Annotated in this window: 16 protein-coding genes; 8 read left to right on the forward strand and 8 right to left on the reverse strand. The window is 31.2% G+C overall.

Annotation, left to right across the window (positions count from 1 at the left end):
• The first annotated feature begins 33 nt into the window (after positions 1-33).
• Positions 34-678 (forward strand): HD domain-containing protein, encoded by a 645-nt coding sequence (locus AAEO58_RS02460; protein WP_341681646.1) that lies wholly within the window; start codon positions 34-36, stop codon positions 676-678.
• A gap of 64 nt (positions 679-742) precedes the next feature.
• On the opposite strand, the gene AAEO58_RS02465 is transcribed toward AAEO58_RS02460, so the two are convergent.
• From AAEO58_RS02465 to AAEO58_RS02490, 6 genes are all read right to left on the reverse strand, one after another.
• A complete protein-coding gene (locus AAEO58_RS02465; RefSeq protein ID WP_341681648.1) occupies positions 743-1,519 on the reverse strand; it encodes an enoyl-CoA hydratase/isomerase family protein in 777 nt (258 codons plus the stop codon).
• A gap of 10 nt (positions 1,520-1,529) precedes the next feature.
• Positions 1,530-2,945, reverse strand: a complete 1,416-nt coding sequence (locus AAEO58_RS02470) for a sensor histidine kinase (protein ID WP_423972054.1) — start codon at positions 2,943-2,945, stop codon at positions 1,530-1,532.
• 56 nt (positions 2,946-3,001) lie between these two features.
• Positions 3,002-3,559, reverse strand: a complete 558-nt coding sequence (locus AAEO58_RS02475) for a CopD family protein (protein ID WP_341681651.1) — start codon at positions 3,557-3,559, stop codon at positions 3,002-3,004.
• Positions 3,560-3,572: 13 nt separating this feature from the next.
• Complete coding sequence (gene hemH / locus AAEO58_RS02480) at positions 3,573-4,589, reverse strand: ferrochelatase (RefSeq protein WP_341681653.1); 1,017 nt, start codon at positions 4,587-4,589, stop codon at positions 3,573-3,575.
• 106 nt (positions 4,590-4,695) lie between these two features.
• Positions 4,696-5,568: a helix-turn-helix domain-containing protein gene (locus AAEO58_RS02485; RefSeq protein WP_341681655.1), complete on the reverse strand. Its 873-nt coding sequence runs from the start codon at positions 5,566-5,568 to the stop codon at positions 4,696-4,698.
• Positions 5,569-5,778: 210 nt separating this feature from the next.
• Entirely contained in the window at positions 5,779-8,004 is a 2,226-nt protein-coding gene (locus AAEO58_RS02490; protein ID WP_341681657.1) for a T9SS type B sorting domain-containing protein, read from the reverse strand.
• Positions 8,005-8,311: 307 nt separating this feature from the next.
• Between AAEO58_RS02490 and hemA the strand changes: the two genes are divergently transcribed.
• From hemA to hemF, 7 genes are all read left to right on the forward strand, one after another.
• Positions 8,312-9,568, forward strand: a complete 1,257-nt coding sequence (gene hemA, locus AAEO58_RS02495) for a glutamyl-tRNA reductase (RefSeq protein WP_341681659.1) — start codon at positions 8,312-8,314, stop codon at positions 9,566-9,568.
• Positions 9,565-10,485: a hydroxymethylbilane synthase gene (hemC, locus tag AAEO58_RS02500; RefSeq protein WP_341682355.1), complete on the forward strand. Its 921-nt coding sequence runs from the start codon at positions 9,565-9,567 to the stop codon at positions 10,483-10,485. Before hemA ends, hemC begins: the two co-directional genes overlap by 4 nt.
• A gap of 12 nt (positions 10,486-10,497) precedes the next feature.
• Positions 10,498-12,240: a TrkH family potassium uptake protein gene (locus tag AAEO58_RS02505; RefSeq protein ID WP_341681661.1), complete on the forward strand. Its 1,743-nt coding sequence runs from the start codon at positions 10,498-10,500 to the stop codon at positions 12,238-12,240.
• A gap of 10 nt (positions 12,241-12,250) precedes the next feature.
• Positions 12,251-12,958 carry a potassium channel family protein gene (locus AAEO58_RS02510; protein WP_341681663.1) on the forward strand — a complete coding sequence of 236 codons (708 nt, stop codon included), beginning with the start codon at positions 12,251-12,253 and terminating at the stop codon, positions 12,956-12,958.
• Position 12,959: 1 nt separating this feature from the next.
• Complete coding sequence (locus tag AAEO58_RS02515) at positions 12,960-13,619, forward strand: uroporphyrinogen-III synthase (protein WP_341681666.1); 660 nt, start codon at positions 12,960-12,962, stop codon at positions 13,617-13,619.
• Positions 13,620-13,648: 29 nt separating this feature from the next.
• On the forward strand, positions 13,649-14,671 hold the full coding sequence (gene hemE, locus AAEO58_RS02520) for a uroporphyrinogen decarboxylase (RefSeq protein ID WP_341681668.1): 1,023 nt from the start codon (positions 13,649-13,651) through the stop codon (positions 14,669-14,671).
• Between the two features lie 366 nt (positions 14,672-15,037).
• Positions 15,038-15,940, forward strand: coding sequence for an oxygen-dependent coproporphyrinogen oxidase (gene hemF, locus AAEO58_RS02525; RefSeq protein WP_341681669.1), 903 nt, complete (start codon positions 15,038-15,040; stop codon positions 15,938-15,940).
• 52 nt (positions 15,941-15,992) lie between these two features.
• Here the strand turns inward: hemF and AAEO58_RS02530 are convergent, their stop codons facing one another.
• Positions 15,993-17,861, reverse strand: coding sequence for a hypothetical protein (locus AAEO58_RS02530; protein ID WP_341681671.1), 1,869 nt, complete (start codon positions 17,859-17,861; stop codon positions 15,993-15,995).
• A 7-nt stretch (positions 17,862-17,868) separates the two neighbouring features.
• Complete coding sequence (locus AAEO58_RS02535; protein ID WP_341681672.1) at positions 17,869-18,501, reverse strand: hypothetical protein; 633 nt, start codon at positions 18,499-18,501, stop codon at positions 17,869-17,871.
• Positions 18,502-18,568: the final 67 nt, after the last annotated feature.

The following is an 18,568-nucleotide window of genomic DNA, read 5'->3' on the forward strand; positions in this document are numbered from 1 at the left end:
TACACAAGATTGGAATTTTTTATATCATCGGATATGACATTAATAGACAACACTATACTTTTTGTAAAACAACAATTAGAAAATGCAGAAGGAGGTCACGATTGGTTTCACATTGAACGCGTCTATAAAAATGCTTTATTAATTGCAGAAGGCGAAGATTGCGATTTGATAGTAGTTAAGCTTGGTGCGTTACTACATGATATTGCTGATTCAAAATTTCATGGTGGCGATGAAACGGTTGGCCCAAAAACAGCTCGTGCTTTTTTAGAATCGCAAAATGTAAAAGAAGAAATCATTTTACATGTAATTGCTATTATTGAAAATATTTCTTTTAAAGGCGGGAATTTCGAAAAGAAATTCAATTCCAAAGAATTAGAAATTGTACAAGATGCTGATCGATTAGATGCGATTGGCGCGATAGGGATTGCTCGTACTTTTAATTATGGAGGATTCAAAAATCGTCCATTATACAATCCGAATATTCAACCAAACATGAGTATGAATAAGGAAGAATACAAAAATAGTGAATCACCTACTTTGAATCACTTTTACGAAAAATTATTGCTTCTAAAAGACAAAATGAACACCAAAACAGGTAAAAAAATTGCTCAAAAGCGTCATAATTTTATGGTAACTTTTTTAGGTCAGTTTTATGCCGAATGGGACGGTCAGGAATAGAAAAAAGTGTTCATTTTTAATTGTTTGCAGTCAAATTCCTTAAAAATGAACACTGAATACTTAATTATTTCCCTGGAAATATTGCTTTTCTTTTTTCTAAAAATGCGGTTGTCCCTTCTTTAAAGTCTTCGGTTCCAAAAGAAAGACCGAAGTTTTTAATTTCTACTTCATAACCATTCGTTCCGTCTTCAAAATTGGCATTAATTGCTTCGATTGCTTTTGCGATAGCTACACTTGAATTATTTGCAATTTTTGAAGCAATACCTTTTGTGAAATCTAATAGTTCTTCTTGGGCTACAACATGGTTAACTAATCCGTAATTTTTAGCCGTTTCTGCATCAATCATTCCTGCTGTCATGATTAGTTCCATAGCACGACCTTTACCAACCAATTGAGCTAAACGTTGTGTACCTCCATAACCTGGAATCACACCCAAAGTAACTTCTGGTAATCCCATTTTTGCATTTGTTGAAGCTGTTCTAAAATGACAAGCCATTGCTAATTCTAATCCACCACCAAGAGCAAATCCATTAACTGCTGCAATAACTGGTGTGCTTAAATTTTGTACAAAATCAAATAATAAAGCTTGTCCTTCAGCGGCTAATTTCCCGCCTTCTTCTACTGAAAAATTGGCAAATTCTGAAATATCTGCTCCGGCAACAAATGCTTTTTCGCCACTTCCAGTAATGATAATCGCTTTTACTGATTTGTCTTCGTTTAACGCTTTAAAACCATCATGTAATTCTTGTATTGTAGCTTTGTTTAATGCGTTTAATTTTGTGGGTCTATTAATGGTAATAACCGCAATATTGTCTTGTTTTTCAATTAAAATGTTTTCCATTATAGTGTGTTTATTGTTTATTTATTGGGAAAGAAACCAAAAATTCGGTTCCTATGTTTAATTCTGTTTCAAATGTAATTGTTCCGTGGTAATTTTCGATAATATTTTTAATAATTGCTAAACCAAGTCCCATTCCGCTTGATTTTGTGGTGAATTTTGGTTCGAAAATTCGAGCTGCATTTTCTTCGGAAATTCCTTTTCCATTGTCTTTAACTGCAATTTTTACATGATTATCTTCTCTAAAAACGGTTACAAAAACCAGTTTGTGCTCTTGCTCTTCTGGAATGGATTGAATGGCGTTTTTTACCAAATTTGTGATTACACGAATTAATTGGGTTCGGTCTAACTTGGCAATTATTTCATCTTCTAATGCTGAAAATTGAATAAAATCTTCATTAAAAATTTCCAATGCCATTTTAACAATATACACCACATTTAACGTTTCGTTTTGTTGCGCTGGCATGGTTGCAAAGTTTGAGAAAGCTCCTGCAACGGCGCTCATCGTATCAATTTGTTGAAGAATAGTTTTTGTATAATCGTCTAGTTTTTTAGCGATATCTGGATCGTTTGCGTTAAATTTCCTCTGAAAACTTTGCACCGTTAATCGCATAGGTGTTAATGGGTTTTTGATTTCGTGGGCAACTTGCTTTGCCATTTCGCGCCAAGCTTGTTCTCTTTCACTTTGTGCTAAAATAGTGGCGCTTTCTTCTAATTTATCCACCATATTATTATAGGAATGGACCAATAAGTTGATTTCCTTACTTCCATCTTCAATAACAATTTTTTCATTACGTTGATCTAATTGAGTTTCCTGAATTTTATCGCTAATGATTTTTAATGATTTTGTAATATAACTTGATAAAAAGTAAGAAAGTACAATGGCAATAAAAAACATAAAAGTATAGACCTGTCCAAAACGAATTAAGAAATTTTGAACTTCATTGTCATAAAAATCAGCATCTTCTTCATAGGGTAAATTTAAAATAGCAAGTGGCTTAAATTTATTATCTTTTAAATAAGAGTAAGAAGAACGAAAGGTTTTTTCGTCAACATTTGAAAACTCTATATATCTTTTATCTAAAGAAGATTGAATAATTTTTAAAGTTGAAGGATTTATTTTTGGTTTGTCTTTGTCTAACTTAAAAATAGCTCTTGATGAAATTAATAAATTTCCTTTTAAATCAAACAAATTGATTTCCATACTGTGAACATCCGCTATTTCTGTAATTTTATCTCTAAAAATATATTTTAAATTTTTAGTAGTTAATTCAAAACTTGTGTTCTGTAACACATAATTTATATGTTCAGCAATTGCAGTTTCTTTTCGTTCTAAACGATCCTGATGGTATTCTTTTGCTTCTTTTCTAAATTGATAAATAGAAACAGTAGCTATAAGTATCGACGCAATAAGTGTTAAGAATATCATGGATAGAAATATTCTTATTCGAAGTGAAAGATTTTTGATGTTAAAAATTCTATCCATTAATTGTTTTGGTTCTTCTCTCTTATTTTTTTATACAATTTGAATCCAAGCATAATTAAAATCGAAAAAACAAAAATTCCGACAACACCATAAATCCAATTGATTGCGTTTTTTAAAATTACTAAAAAAACTACTGCAAATAGTATTATAGTAGCGCCTTCATTCCAAATTCTGAAAAAATTTCCCGAATGTTTCACTTCGTTATTTTGCAATTGCTTAAAAATTTGATGGCATTTTAAATGATACAAATACAATAAAAACACAAAAGCTAATTTTACATGCATCCAAGGTTGGGTTAACCAAACTTTTCCAACTTCGGTAAAAAACAACATCCAAAAAGCGAAAATACTTGCTAAAATAGCACTTGGCCAAGTAATAATGTACCACAAACGGTATTGCATTAATTGGTATTGTTTGATTAAAATATCTTGCTCAGGTTGTGATTTTTGTTTGGCTTCGGCATGATAAACAAATAAGCGAACAATGTAAAACAACCCAGCAAACCAAGTGATTACAAATATTAAATGCAGTGATTTTATGTAGTTGTAAAGTTCCATTTAGAAGTCATTTCTATTTAATTTGAAAATCTTTAATCCAATTCGCAACTACTCCACACCATTCATCTTCATCATTTAAACATGGAATTGCCATAAATTCCTCGCCTCCATGATGCAAAAATTGTTCGTTAGCTTCCATTGCAATTTCTTCTAAAGTTTCTAAACAATCAGCAACGAATGCTGGTGTTACTACGGCTAATTTCTTAATTCCTTGCTCTGGCATTTTGTTAATTTCAACATCTGTATAAGGTGTTAACCATTTATCACCAGCTAAACGCGATTGAAAGGTTTGGCTGTATTTTCCTTCTGGAATTCCTAATAATTTTACAACTTGTTTTGTAGTTTCATAACATTGATGACGGTAACAAAATTCGTGCGCTGGCGAAGGTGTGTTGCAACAAGAACCATCAATTTTACAATGTGATTTAGTTACATCTGTTTTACGAATATGACGTTTTGGAATTCCGTGATACGAAAATAATAAATGGTCGTAATCAAATCCTTCTAAATGTTTTTTGATGGAATTTGCCAAAGCCTGAATAAAATCTGGCTTGTTATAAAAAGCTGGAACATTAGTAAATGTCATTTCTGGAAAATGCTTCTGACGTAATTCTTCAGCCAAAACTAAAATAGTAGTAGTTGAAGCCATGGCATGTTGCGGATATAAAGGCAAAAGCATCACTTCAGTTACCCCTTGATCTTTTAACTCTTGTAATCCTTTTTGAATGGTCATGGTTCCATAACGCATTGCTAAGGCAACTGGAACATCAACCAATTGTTGCACTTTTTGATGCATTTTTTTAGAAATCACAATTAAAGGCGAACCTTCATCTGTCCAAATTCTTGCATACGCTTCCGCTGATTTTTTAGGTCTTGTTTGTAAAATAATCCCTCGAACTAACAAAGCACGTAATAAAAACGGAACATCTATTACATATTTATCCATTAAGAACTCGTCTAAATATGGCTTAACGTCTTTGGCTGTTGGACTTTCTGGTGATCCTAAATTTACTAATAATACTCCTTTCATGTGGCAATTGTTTTTTTTTATAAAAGTAATTAATTTGGCTTTCTTACTTTTTAAATTATCATTTTTTTATTTATAGTTTGATATACGAAATTGATATCAATTGGTTTCACACATTAGTGTTCAAATTCATTAAATATTTTTTTGGCGTAGTACCAAATTTCTTTTTAAAAGCCGCTATAAAATGACTTCCTGTACTGTATCCGATTTTTAAACCTACTTCATTTACATTATATGAACCGCTATCAAGCAATTGACGTGCATAATCCATTTTGTAATCAAATAAAAATCCATAAACGGTGTCGCCATAAATTTGTTTGAAACCCATTTTTAATTTCTTAAGATTTAAACCCACTTGGTCAGCTAATTCTTGAAGTCCAGGGGGTTCTGCCATGTTATTTAAAATAATATCTTTTGCTTTCCTTATTTTTAATACATTTTCTTCATCTATCAAAAACGGACATTGCTCTGCATTTGGATCTTCTGAACGGTTAAAATACAAGCTCAACAACTCATATCCTTTTCCTTTATAGTATAAGTTTTTGATAAAAGAATTTAAATTATAATGAAAAATTTGACTCAATACAATTGACATAGAAGGACTAATATCATTTTCCTTGTAATATTTCTTATCCTTATTTTCATCACTCAAAAAAGGGATGTTTTCTGCTTCCGAAGAAAATAATCCATGAAACTTTTTGATAGAAACAATAATAGAAATCACCCAAGTATTGGGAGCTAATTCCAAATGAATAGGCAATTCTTTTTGTGGATTATAAAACAAAAGAGACTTTTCTTCTTTTAAATCTAAAGCATAATTTCCCTGATTAAAAATAAATTTTCCCTTTCCTTTGATTCCAAAATGAAACTGTATTAGACCTTGACTTACAGGTCTTTCAATTTTAATTGTTTCGTTACTATCGTTTTGAAAACGTAATAAAATAAATTCATTTTCAATTTTTATTTCTTCTAAAGAACCCATAGCGATATTTTTTATATCCGTTTTATAAAAATCAAATATGATAATTTGACTGAATCTAATCAATAAAATTGTTAGCACACCTTATTTCATTACAAATCTAAAAATAAATAACGACAAAAATGAAAGAATTCAAAATATCTTGTTTTAAAAAAAAGTGTTCTTTTAGCGTTGTTTTTAAACAATAACAATGCAATTGTTGTTATCTTAACATTATCGCATTAAACCAAAATGCGATTTAAATGTTTTTCGAACACCACATTCATCATATTCTAATACAAACCAGTAATCTGTTGAAGGAAGTTTATTCCCATTATACGTTCCATCCCAACCAATTTCATTTTGATTAATTTCTTTCAATAATTTCCCATAACGATCAAAAATATACAAATCAGCATCAGTGTTCTCTATGACGATATTCCAATAATCATTATATCCGTCATTATTTGGTGTGAAAAATTTAGGATAATCAAAAATGAAAACAGAAGAAGAAAGCTCTGTGCAACCATATAAATCAGTAACTTTTATTGTGTGGCAACCAAAGCTTACATTTTCAAATATATTTGAATATTGAAAGTTTCCATTATCTAATTGATACAATAGCATATTATTAGAACTTACAACATTTACAATAACGGTATTATTAAAAGTTGAAATACTTAAATCAGAAAGACTTTCTAAAAAAATAACTTGCCAAGTTGAAGATTGCCCACAATTGTCAATAGGAGTAAAGGTGTAAGTTGCATTTTGAGTGGTATTAATATTTGTAGGATACCATGTGCCATCAACACCATTTGTACTAGGAAAACTAATAGTTGTGCCTTCACAAATGATTGTATCCTGAAAATCAATTTTTATATTAGGCTTTATTGTTATTTCAATAGTAGCTTGATAAGCACATTGTCCTTGATTAGGAGTAAAAGTATAAGACGATGTGCCAACAATTGTTGTGTTAATTATGGTTGGTGTCCAGGTTCCAGCAATTCCTTCAACTGAAGTTAACGGCAAAGGGTTGGGTGTTTGGTTTTGGCAATATGTATTTGTTAAAAGATTAAATGACGGAATTACTAAATTGGTATTCCTTGGAGAAAACAATAACTGATAAGTATTGCTATAACATTCAGAAACTATGGTACAAGTAATGATGTATTGCTCATTTTGGTTCGGAATATTGAGTGTTGGTGTTGCTTCAAATGAAGTACTTATAAACGTTTGCGGATTAGTTACATAAGCTAATCCCCAATTATAATTAAGAATATTGTTATTGTTTTCCAATGCCAGTTGTAGGCTATTACAAAGTTCGTTTTCTATAACAATCCCATTATGAGGCTTTAGATTGTTTAATTGGTTAGGCAATCCTGCTAAGCAAAAACGTCCGCCTAAATCCTGTTGTTCAGAAACATAATTACAATTTTCACCCAATACATTAGGGTTATTAATTACGCCCAAACGTCCTGAAGAAGAACTTAATATTGGTCTTGCGATGTAAATTTTGCCATCAGGAGCAAGTTGCATAGACTGTAAACCACTAGTTGAGGATATGAAAATTGTTTTTGATGCAATAAAATCATTATTTGTGGTTGTTGACACATCATATTGATATATTCTACTACCCGCACATTTGTATAGTACTTTGCTGTTTGGCGAAAAAGCGGTTCCATACTGATTTTCGTTAGCGTTAGTATCAGCAAATTTTTCGGTGATTAAGCCTGTAGAGTTGTTAAAGTTAAAGACATAAAGCCCCTCGTAATTACTACTTGAAGGTACAACATAAGAAAGTAATTTGTTGTCTGGAGATACTTTCATTTGTCCTGGTCTTGCATCAACAAAAAAACTAGTAGTACTTATTACAGGATTTACATTAAAGCCATTACTTGAAATATGATAGGAATAAAAATTATTACTGTCCACAACTTTACATATAACCCAAAAATCACAGCCATTACTATGTGGCACTACACAAACTTTCTCAGTTGTAGTTGTTCCAAAAAGATGAATGTTTTTATTTTGAGTAACAACACCAAGTCCATTATCCAATGACATATCAATTTCAGAATAACGAACACCTTTATCCTCAGCAATTGGGGCTTGTACTGTGTAATCATCTAAGGTAACAAGAAAATATTTGTCAAATCGGTTTTCAGTGAAATTATATGTCCCTGGATAAGGAATGATGGCAGAGGATTGGGTTGAAGAATTATGTCCGGCCAAATTGTTCCCATTAAACATGACTTGAAAATTTTTATTCCAAACTTTCTCACCATTTGTATAAAACAAAACATTTCCATTGCTATCGCTTATTGTAGAACAACCTTCAGAAGAAAACATACTACCAATTGGCAAATCTAAAAGAGACGTTGGTGGATTGGAATTAAAATTAAGTCCTGCATTTATCCCAAAATACCAAATATTAGATTCCCCTTGTGCAAATATTGACACATAGAAAAATATAGATATAAATGTAAAACAACTTTTTATCATCACAAAGTAATAATATATTTAATTAGAGAACCCTTAGCGACATTTTTTCGTATATGCTTTTATGGATATCAAATATGCTTATTTAGAATTATTCTACATAAAGCAATTGTTAGCCCTTGAAGACATTACAAATTTAGTAGAAATAATAGTGAAAAGATAATATTAGCTTAAAATATCTTTAAGCGACACAAAAAGTCCTTTGAGCGTTGTTTTTATAAAAAGGTAAAATATATTTTTGTTAAACTTTTAGGAAAGAGTACATATTATGGAAAACAATACATTCGCGAAGCATCCAACTTTCTACGCCATAGGCTTAAGTTATAAGAAAGCTGATGCTGAAATGAGAGGAAAATTTAGCTTGGACGAACAAGCTAAAATCAGCTTATTGCATCAAGCCAAGGCAGAAGGTATTGATAACCTAATTGTAACCTCAACTTGCAATCGTACTGAAATTTATGGTTTTGCTCAACACCCTTTTCAATTAATTAAATTATTATGCGAAAATAGTCAGGGAACAGTTGAAGATTTTCAAAAAGTAGCTTTTGTATACAAAAATAGTGAAGCTATTTCACATATGTTTCGTGTAGGAACTGGTTTAGATAGTCAAATTTTAGGCGACTTTGAAATCATTAGTCAGTTAAAAAATGCCTTCGTAAAAAGTAAAGAACTTGAATTAGCAAATGCTTTTTTAGAAAGATTAGTGAATGCGGTTATTCAAGCAAGTAAAAAAATCAAAAACGAAACAGAAATTTCATCTGGTGCTACATCTGTATCTTTTGCATCAGTACAATACATTTTTAAAAATATAGAAGATATTGCTTCTAAGAATATTTTACTTTTTGGAACAGGAAAAATTGGTAGAAATACTTGCGAAAACTTAGTAAAACACACGAAACACGAGCAAATCACATTAATAAACAGAACCAAAGAAAAAGCTGAAAAATTAGCTAGAAAACTAGATGTTATAGTCAAGGATTATGCTGATTTGCAGTTAGAACTTCAAAAAGCAGATGTAGTGGTTGTGGCAACTGGAGCTCAAAATCCAACAGTTGACAAAGCCATTTTAAATCTGAAAAAACCTTTACTAATTTTAGATTTATCGATTCCGAAAAACGTGAACGAAAATGTAAAAAACATTGAAGGTGTTACTTTGGTTCACATGGATGAACTTTCACAAATTACAGATGAAACTTTAGAAAACAGAAAAAAACATATTCCTGCCGCTGAAGCTATTATTGACGAAATTAAAGACGAATTTATTGCTTGGACCAAACAACGTAAATTTGCTCCTACCATACATGCTTTAAAAGCAAAACTGAATACAATTAAAGAAGGAGAATTAAACTTTCAACGTAAAAAATTGGCTAACTTTGATGAAGAACAAGCCGAATTAATTACAGCTAGAATAATTCAAAAAATCACCAATCATTTTGCCAATCATTTAAAAGATGATGAAACAATGGTTGATGAAAGTATTGAATGGATTGAAAAAATTTTCCAATTAGAAACGGTTGCAAAATAATGAGCAAAACAATCCGAATAGGAACTCGTGATAGCGAATTAGCCCTTTGGCAAGCACACACAGTACAAAAAAAACTAAATGGTTTAGGTTATAAAACCGAAATTACAGCAGTTAAATCGCAAGGAGATATCATTCTTGACAAACCACTTTACGAATTAGGAATCACTGGAATTTTTACCAAAACTTTAGATATTGCCATGTTAAATGGCCAAGTAGATATTGCAGTGCATTCTATGAAAGATGTGCCAACCGCTTTACCTATAGGAATTGTGCAAGCAGCAGTTTTACAACGCGCTAACACATCAGATATTTTAGTTCATAAAGGCAATTTAGATTTTTTAAATTCAAACGGAACTATCGCTACTGGAAGCTTACGCAGACAAGCGCAATGGTTGAATAAATATCCGAATCATAGTGTAGTGGATTTACGTGGAAATGTAAATACGCGTATGCAAAAACTTCATGATAACGATTGGAACGGAGCTGTTTTTGCGGCTGCAGGATTAGAACGCATTAACTTAAAACCAGAAAACTATATCAATTTAGATTGGATGGTTCCGGCACCAGCACAAGGCGCAATGGTTGTTGTGGCAATGGAAAAAGATGATTTTTGCAGAGAAGCATTAGCCAAACTAAATCACTCAGAAACAGAAATTTGTACACATATTGAACGTGAATTCTTAAAAACACTTGAAGGTGGTTGTACAGCTCCAATTGGTGCTTTGGCAACATTTACCTTAGATAAAATTGATTTTGAAGGTGTTTTATTTTCTTTAGACGGAAAAGAAAAACACACAATCAAAAAAAGTTGTACTTTTGATTCTTATAAAAACTTCGGAAAAAATTGTGCCGAAGAAATTTTAAACAACGGTGGAAAAGCTTTGATGGAAAGCATTCGTCGTGATTTAAAAAAGTAATTTTATTCCAAAATGGAGAAAGAATCATTACTCAATTATTTGTATCGCTTTTTTGATATCATCGTATTACTTTTTATTGTATTTGACTTTGGATATGACTTCGAAGAAAACTACAATTCACCACATGTAATAGGATTAATTTTATTGTCGATAGGATTATTAGCTTTTAATGCTTTTAAGTTTTTTACCTACAAATATAAAAGCAATAAAAAAGTAGCACTTGCAAATATGATTTTACTAACTGGGATAATGATAACCTGTTTTGTAATTTCAATATTAAACTTAGATTTCCCTTCTGATTATATTCTTCAAAAAGTAAAACCTATTTTAGAAGGCGGACTCATATTTTATTTCTTATTGCGATTATTGGTTTTAGTGCGTCATATTTATGATATTTATTTTAATCCAGCTATTGTATTTGTCGGGAGTTTCATGATTTTAGCCCTAACTGGCGGATTTTTATTAATGCTACCAAGTGCAACCACAAACGGAATTACCTTTACCAACGCACTTTTCACTTCAACTAGTGCTGTTTGTGTTACTGGTTTAGCAGTTGTTGATACTTCTACAGCTTTCACTGTTGTAGGACAATCAATTATTTTAGTTTTAATCCAGTTAGGTGGAATCGGAATTTTGACTTTTACCTCATTCTTTGCTTTCTTTTTTAGAGGAAGTTCTTCATTTAAAGAGGGATTAAATACTAAAGATTTTATTGCACACGATGGTATGAGAGACGTTTTTAGAGCAGCACTAAATGTTGTGCTTTTTACTATTGGAATTGAAGCTGTTGGAGCAATTTTTGTATATACCTCTATTATTGATAACAATGCTATCGAGAATAAATTTTTCTTTTCAATATTTCATTCAATTTCAGCATTTTGTAATGCTGGATTTTCTTTATTGCAAGGTAATTTATATGATGGTGCCATCCGTTTCAATTATTTCTTGCAATGGGTTATTATGATATTAATTATTTTTGGCGGGTTAGGTCATAACATAGTCTTTAATTTTTATCAAAAAATTAAAACTCAAGTTTTAGAATTTTTTGATAAAAACATTATTCATAAAAAAGTTCGAATCATCACTTTAAATACTCAAATTGTAATTTACACTACTTTAGTATTATTAATCGGTGGTTTTATTTTCTTATTTATTTCAGAATACAACAACACCTTATTAGAGCACGATAGCATTTTTGGAAAAATCACAGCGGCTTCATTTAATTCGGTAACACCAAGAACTGCCGGATTTAATGCAGTAGATTTTACTAAAATGAACGTTCCTTCTTTGTTGTTCATTATCTTTTTAATGTGGATTGGTGGTTCGCCAGCTTCTACTGCCGGTGGTATCAAAACGAGTACTTTTGCATTAGCAACTTTGAATATTTTTGCTGTTGCCAGTGGAAAAAGCAGAATTCAATTATTTGGAAGAAGAATTTCATCGGAATCAACTTCTCGTGCTTTTGCCATTTTATGTATCTCATTAATAACAATTGGAATATCAATTGTAGCGATGCTAATTTTTGAACCAAAAGGAACGCCTTTATTAACTGTTGCCTTTGAATGTTTTTCAGCATATAGTACAGTAGGATTAAGCTTAAATTACACACCAACTGTAACTGAACCAAGTAAATATGTTTTGATTGCTTGTATGTTTATTGGTCGAATTGGAATGCTCAACTTAATGGTTGGATTATTACGAAGAATGAATCATCAATTCTACGAATATCCAAAAGAAAATATATTAATTAACTAATCTACCAAAAATGAAAATTATAGTATTTGGTTTAGGAAACTTCGGAATGTCGCTTGCAATCAGCTTAACTGAAACAGGAAACGAAGTAATTGGTGTAGACAAAAACATCGAAAAAATTAATCTTATCAAAGATAAAATTTCACATGCAATTGCCTTAGACTCAACAAACGAATTATCGTATGAAGCTTTGCCTTTAAAAGACGCAGATAAAGTTGTAGTTGCCATTGGTGAAAACGAAGGTGCTGCCATCATTACAACGGCAATTATTAAAAAATTGAGCGATGTAAAAATCATCAGTAGAGCTTTGTCTCCTATTCACGATACGGTTTTAGAGGCGATGGGAATTTATAGCATTATTCACCCAGAGCAAGAATCGGCAGACCGATTAACCAAGCAAATCAACTTCAAATCAACTTTAGAAAATTATCAATTAGATGATAATTTTACGATTTCAGAAGTAAAAGCAAAACCAGAATTCTACGGAAAAACATTAGCTGAACTAGACTCAATCGATAAATATCATTTAACACTAATTACAATTATTCGCAAAAGAGAAAAACGTAATTTAATTGGTAAAAAATCAATTATAAAAGAATCTATCGGTCGTCCAGCTCCAGATACTGTTGTTTTAGAAAATGATATTTTGGTAGTTTACGGATTTAATAAAGACATTGAAACGTATTGTTTAGGACAAGAAGAACACCAAATTAGAAGCTAAAATGAATCGAATTCTATCTACAAAAAAACTTTCAAAAGCATTAAAAAAGAAGTTTTCTGATGCTAAAATTGAACTTGTAGAAAAGAATTTTATTCAAACCAAATCCATTTCATTTGAAACACCTCAACTAAATGATTACTTAGTTTTTACAAGTAAACAAGCGGTGAAAAGTGTTTTAAAATCGGATTTAAAAAACGTTCATACCATTTCTTGTTTGTGTGTGGGAAGTAAAACCAAAAATTTTCTCGAAAAGAAAGGATTCACCGTTTTAGAAAGTGCTGATTATGCCGAAGATTTGATTCAAATAATCGATTCGAAATACAAAAGCAGTTCGTTTACCTTCTTCTGTGGAAACATTAGGAAAAATACGATTCCAAATTATTTTCAGCAAAACAAAATCGCACACAACGAAATTATCGTATATGAAACCAAACTGAAACCTCACCACATAAAAAAAGAATATGACGGCGTTTTGTTTTTCAGCCCGTCTGGCGTAAATAGTTTTTTAGAAAACAACACAATAGAAAATAAAACGTGTTTTTGCATTGGAACCACCACCGCAAAAGCATTAGAAAACAAAACAGAAAATATTGTAATTGCAGCACAACCAACAGTTGAAAATGTAATTACCGAAGTAATAAAATATTATAAACGCTTATAGCCTATTGCTTAAAGCATAAAGCATAAAAAATGATTAAGAACGATTTATTTTTAAGAGCATTAAAAGGGGAAACAGTTGAACGTCCACCTGTTTGGATGATGCGTCAAGCAGGAAGATATTTACCAGAATTTAGAGCCTTGCGCGATAAATATGATTTTTTCACGCGTTGCGAAACTCCAGAATTAGCTGCTGAAATCACGGTTCAACCGATTCGTATTGTAAAACCAGATGCTGCCATTTTATTTTCAGATATTTTAGTGGTGCCGCGCGCAATGGGAATTCACGTTGAATTAAAAGACAATTTAGGTCCGATAATTCCAAATCCAATTCGTACTGCTGAACAAGTAAATCAAGTTTTTGTGCCGAATATTCATGAAACGTTAGGTTACGTGATGGATGCGGTAAAACTAACCAAAGAAATGCTGAACGACGAAGTACCATTAATAGGTTTCGCGGGTTCGCCATGGACGATTTTCTGTTATGCTGTAGAAGGTAAAGGTTCTAAAAGCTTTGATACAGCTAAAGGATTTTGTTTTTCAAACCCAGTTGCGGCACACTTATTATTGCAAAAAATCACCGATACCACGATTTTATACTTAAAAGAAAAAGTAAAAGCAGGTTGTAATGCAATTCAAATTTTTGATTCTTGGGGCGGAATGCTTTCTCCAGTAGATTATCAAGAATTTTCTTGGCAATACATTAACCAAATTGTGGAAGCTTTAGCCGAAGAAACTGAAGTAATTGTTTTTGGAAAAGGTTGTTGGTTTGCCTTAAACGACATGGCAAAATCAAAAGCATCAGCTTTAGGAGTAGATTGGACATGTTCACCAAGAAACGCTCGTTATTTAACTGGTGGTGATATCACTTTACAAGGAAATTTCGATCCAAGTCGTTTGCTTTCTCCTATTCCAACCATCAAAAAAATGGTACATCAAATGATTGACGAATTCGGAAAAGACAAATACATCGTTAACTTAGGTCACGGTATTTTACCAAATATCCCTGTGGATCATGCTAAGGCGTTTGTTGAGGCGGTGAAAGAGTATAAATAATTATGAATGGTATTAATTTGAAATACTTGTCCATTTTACTATTTCTTTTTATTTGCATTCCAACTCCACATGTTAGTTTGCCTTTTTTTGTAGTAATTGGTTTATTGATACTTCAAATCTTTTCTTTAGCAGATGAGTTTATATTGCTTTCAATTGAAAATTTATTTCTTTTATTATCAATTTTAGGAATAATTTTATATTTAAATAAAAGATTAATATTGGGTTTTCTCGGTCAATTACTGTTAATTACAGCGGTTATTGTTTTTGTAAAAATTGAAAATTTAAAACATTTTGAATTCACAATTCCTTTTACAATACACTTACTAATATCAAGCTTATATTTTTTAAAATTGTTTAGAGTAAAACATGAAAAATAAATTCTACACCTACATACAAAACCTACAAGATCAAATCTGTAAAGGATTAGAAGACATTGATGGCGGCACCAAATTTCGAGAAGATTTATGGGAACGACCAGAAGGCGGTGGCGGTCGCACACGTGTTATTGAAAACGGAAATGTTTTTGAAAAAGGTGGTGTAAATATTTCAGCCGTTCATGGCAAATTACCCGATACGATGCAAAAAATGTTTGGTGTTGGAGAAGCCGATTTTTTCGCTTGCGGATTGAGTTTAGTAATTCATCCGAAAAATCCGATGGTGCCAACAGTTCATGCAAATTGGCGTTATTTTGAAATGTATGATGAAAACGGCAATATCATTAACCAATGGTTTGGTGGCGGACAAGATTTAACACCGTATTATTTGTTTGAAGAAGACGCCAAACACTTTCATCAAACCTGTAAAACTGCTTGCGACAAACATAACCCTGAATTTTATCCAAACTATAAAAAGAAATGCGATGAATACTTTTGGAATGCCCATCGATTTGAAGCTCGTGGAATTGGCGGTTTATTTTTCGATTATTTAAAGGCAACCGAGCAAATGTCGATGGAAGATTGGTTTAATTTCGTGTCAGAAGTTGGAAATTCTTTCTTACAAGCATATGTTCCAATTGTGGAAAAAAGAAAAGATTTACCATATACAGATGCACAACGCACATGGCAAGAAATTCGTCGTGGTCGTTATGTAGAATTCAATTTGGTTCATGATAAAGGAACACTTTTCGGACTAAAAACTAACGGAAGAATAGAAAGTATTTTGATGAGTTTACCACCACATGTGCAATGGGTGTATGATCATCATCCTGAACCAGGAAGCGAAGAAGAAAAATTACTAAAAGTATTAGCAAAACCAGTTGACTGGCTATAAATAAAAAACTCCGCTATTTAAGTAGCGGAGTTTTTTATTTATTTCATTTGAATTAATCTAAAAAATCGATTAAATCCAAAGTCTGAAGTATAATATTTTCATTTGAAAAATTAGAATTGATTTCCATTTCTAATTTCATAATATGATTGTTTAGTTTATTTGACGCTTTGAATTCCATATTTTTAAACTGATTCCCTAAACGTATCATTTTTGCTGTATCACTTCCTAAATCTTGGTTTAATAAATACGCTTTGAAAAAACGTTGCATTTCAAAATTTCCGTAAAAATAATTCTTCGATAAATCTTTCTTTACTTTCTTAGTAAAATCAGACTTTGAGCCATCATTCAAATACTTTAATCCATTTGTAAACACCATAACATCCCCTTTTTTAAGTATAATCATATCTCCTAAATCTTCTGATTGATTTATTAAATAATAACCATCTCCTTTTTGTAAAAGATTTTTTCTAACACCTAAATTCAATAATTTATCTCCCATTTTTGGATGTGTAGAAGTCATAATCATGGTGAAAATTGGTCGGGTTTTAATGATGGTTTTTTCTTCTTCTACTTCTTCATAATTTTCATCATAAGTTCTCGACATAAAGGTGCTTTCATAAGATTCCATGGCATGTAAAAACATAGAAATATCGCCATCAAAAAGAGTCGCTGTGGCTTCTTCATCAACAATTGTTGAAATTAAATCTGTTAATATTTCTGTATCTTGTTTGTCAATTGGCATATTACTTAAAAGCTGCTCCATAATTTCTGGATAGTTTTTAAGTAATTCTTCTGTACTTGAGTGATAGGAAAAATACGCTAAAGGTTCTTGCTTTGGAAAATAATTATAAATGTTTTTATTCGGTTTTCGGGCAACTACTTTTTGCATTACATTGGCAAGAGATTCTGAATATTCCACTTTTTGTTCCATTCTAGCTTTGTTGTTTTCAAAATAGAAATCAACATTCATTCCTTTAATTGAATTATTGGAATTATTTATGCCGTTGTTTGAATTGATAGAACCTAACAAATAATAAAACGAACTCATTTTGCCATAAACTGCTTCATAATTAATCCATGAAGCAATATCTGCATTGGTACTTACTTTAGTTGAAGTTGGTGTTACAAATCCATTTTCAAATAAAAGAGCTATTTGTTCCTCTTGCTTTTCTTGTTTTTGGATTCGTTGTTCTGCTTGCTCTTTTTCAAAAGAGGCAATCCATTTTTTATACTCTTCATCTTCAACAGCTTCTACCACTTCGATATTTTCATCTTCAGAAATGGCTTCTTCAACTCCAATTCTTTTTTCAACAATTTCCTCTATTGGAGCCACTTCTTCAATTTCAATTACTTCTGCTGGAGCATCTTCATAATATTCTTCATCTACTGCAACTGCAGCACTATCAGCTACCAACATAGCGTCTGAAAAATCTGCGTTAGTAAAATTATTATTGGTTTCAATAAGTCCATAAATAATGAAGTTGCCGTCATTCCATGCCATCGTAAAATCGTCTTTTTTAGGCGAATAAATAGTGTATTTTGAATGCGTTTTAATAACTTCTTTAATAGAATCAGTTGTGTTTGAGTTATTTTTATTGACTTTATTTTGGATAAAAGCATTCCAACCATTTACATCTTTTAAAGGAAATGTCATTTGATAATACGCTATACTATCTGTAAAATTTCCATGAATGGTTACGGGATTAGATTTATCTATGAACGAAATAAAATCGTTTAATTTAAAATCGGAATCAGCTTGGTTTACACTTTTAAAAACTTTGTGATTAAACAAGCTATCAATATTTACTTTTTTAGCAAATTGTGGTGTGTTGAATTGCACAAAATAATCATACTTTTCCAGTTTTTCTTGACTAAACACTAATACTGGAAACAAGAATAAGAAATAAAAAATCTTTTTCATAATTGAATTAAGGATTGAAACTTATGGAATTATTCATCAGCTTGTTGTTGTTTAAAACATTCCATATATTCTGTTTTAAAAACACTGTTTTTTTGGATTTTGAAAGTTTACTATTTGCATTTTGCACCATTGCCACGTCTTTATCAAAAGTATAAACGGCAACTATATTTGCTTTCAGTAAATCTTCTTTTTTGTCTTCGTTCTTTATTAAATTTTTAGGTAACGGATAAGATGCGATTCGCTCAAATTTGCCATTATTATTTTTAAAATGAACTAAAGTATTTTTTTTATCTATTGTATTTAAAACTACATTCAAGGTTTCTAAAGAATTGTAAGAAAAATTGATTTTAAAAATATAGGTGTTAAAATCGTATGAGGTGGAAATTTTTGAAACACCTTTAATTTTTGAAACTTCAGCTCTAAATTGTGCTAACTTAGATTTAATATCTTCTTCATTTGGAATGCTTACCCCATCAACTTCTTCTAACATTATAGCCGATTTTGTTTTAAACCATGAACTCGAAAAATCTACAACCAAACTATAGTCACCACTTTGATCACTATTGTGTTTAATTTTTTCAGTTATTTCGAAACAACTGGTTAGTAGCAAACAAATGCTAAGAATAATTAGCTTCTTCATGCTGCAAAATTAAGAATATTTTTACAGATTTATGTCTTTTGCAAAAGAAAGAAATAGATGAAAAATT

The organism is Flavobacterium helocola (assembly GCF_038289885.1).
Taxonomy (GTDB): Bacteria; Bacteroidota; Bacteroidia; order Flavobacteriales; family Flavobacteriaceae; genus Flavobacterium; species Flavobacterium cheniae.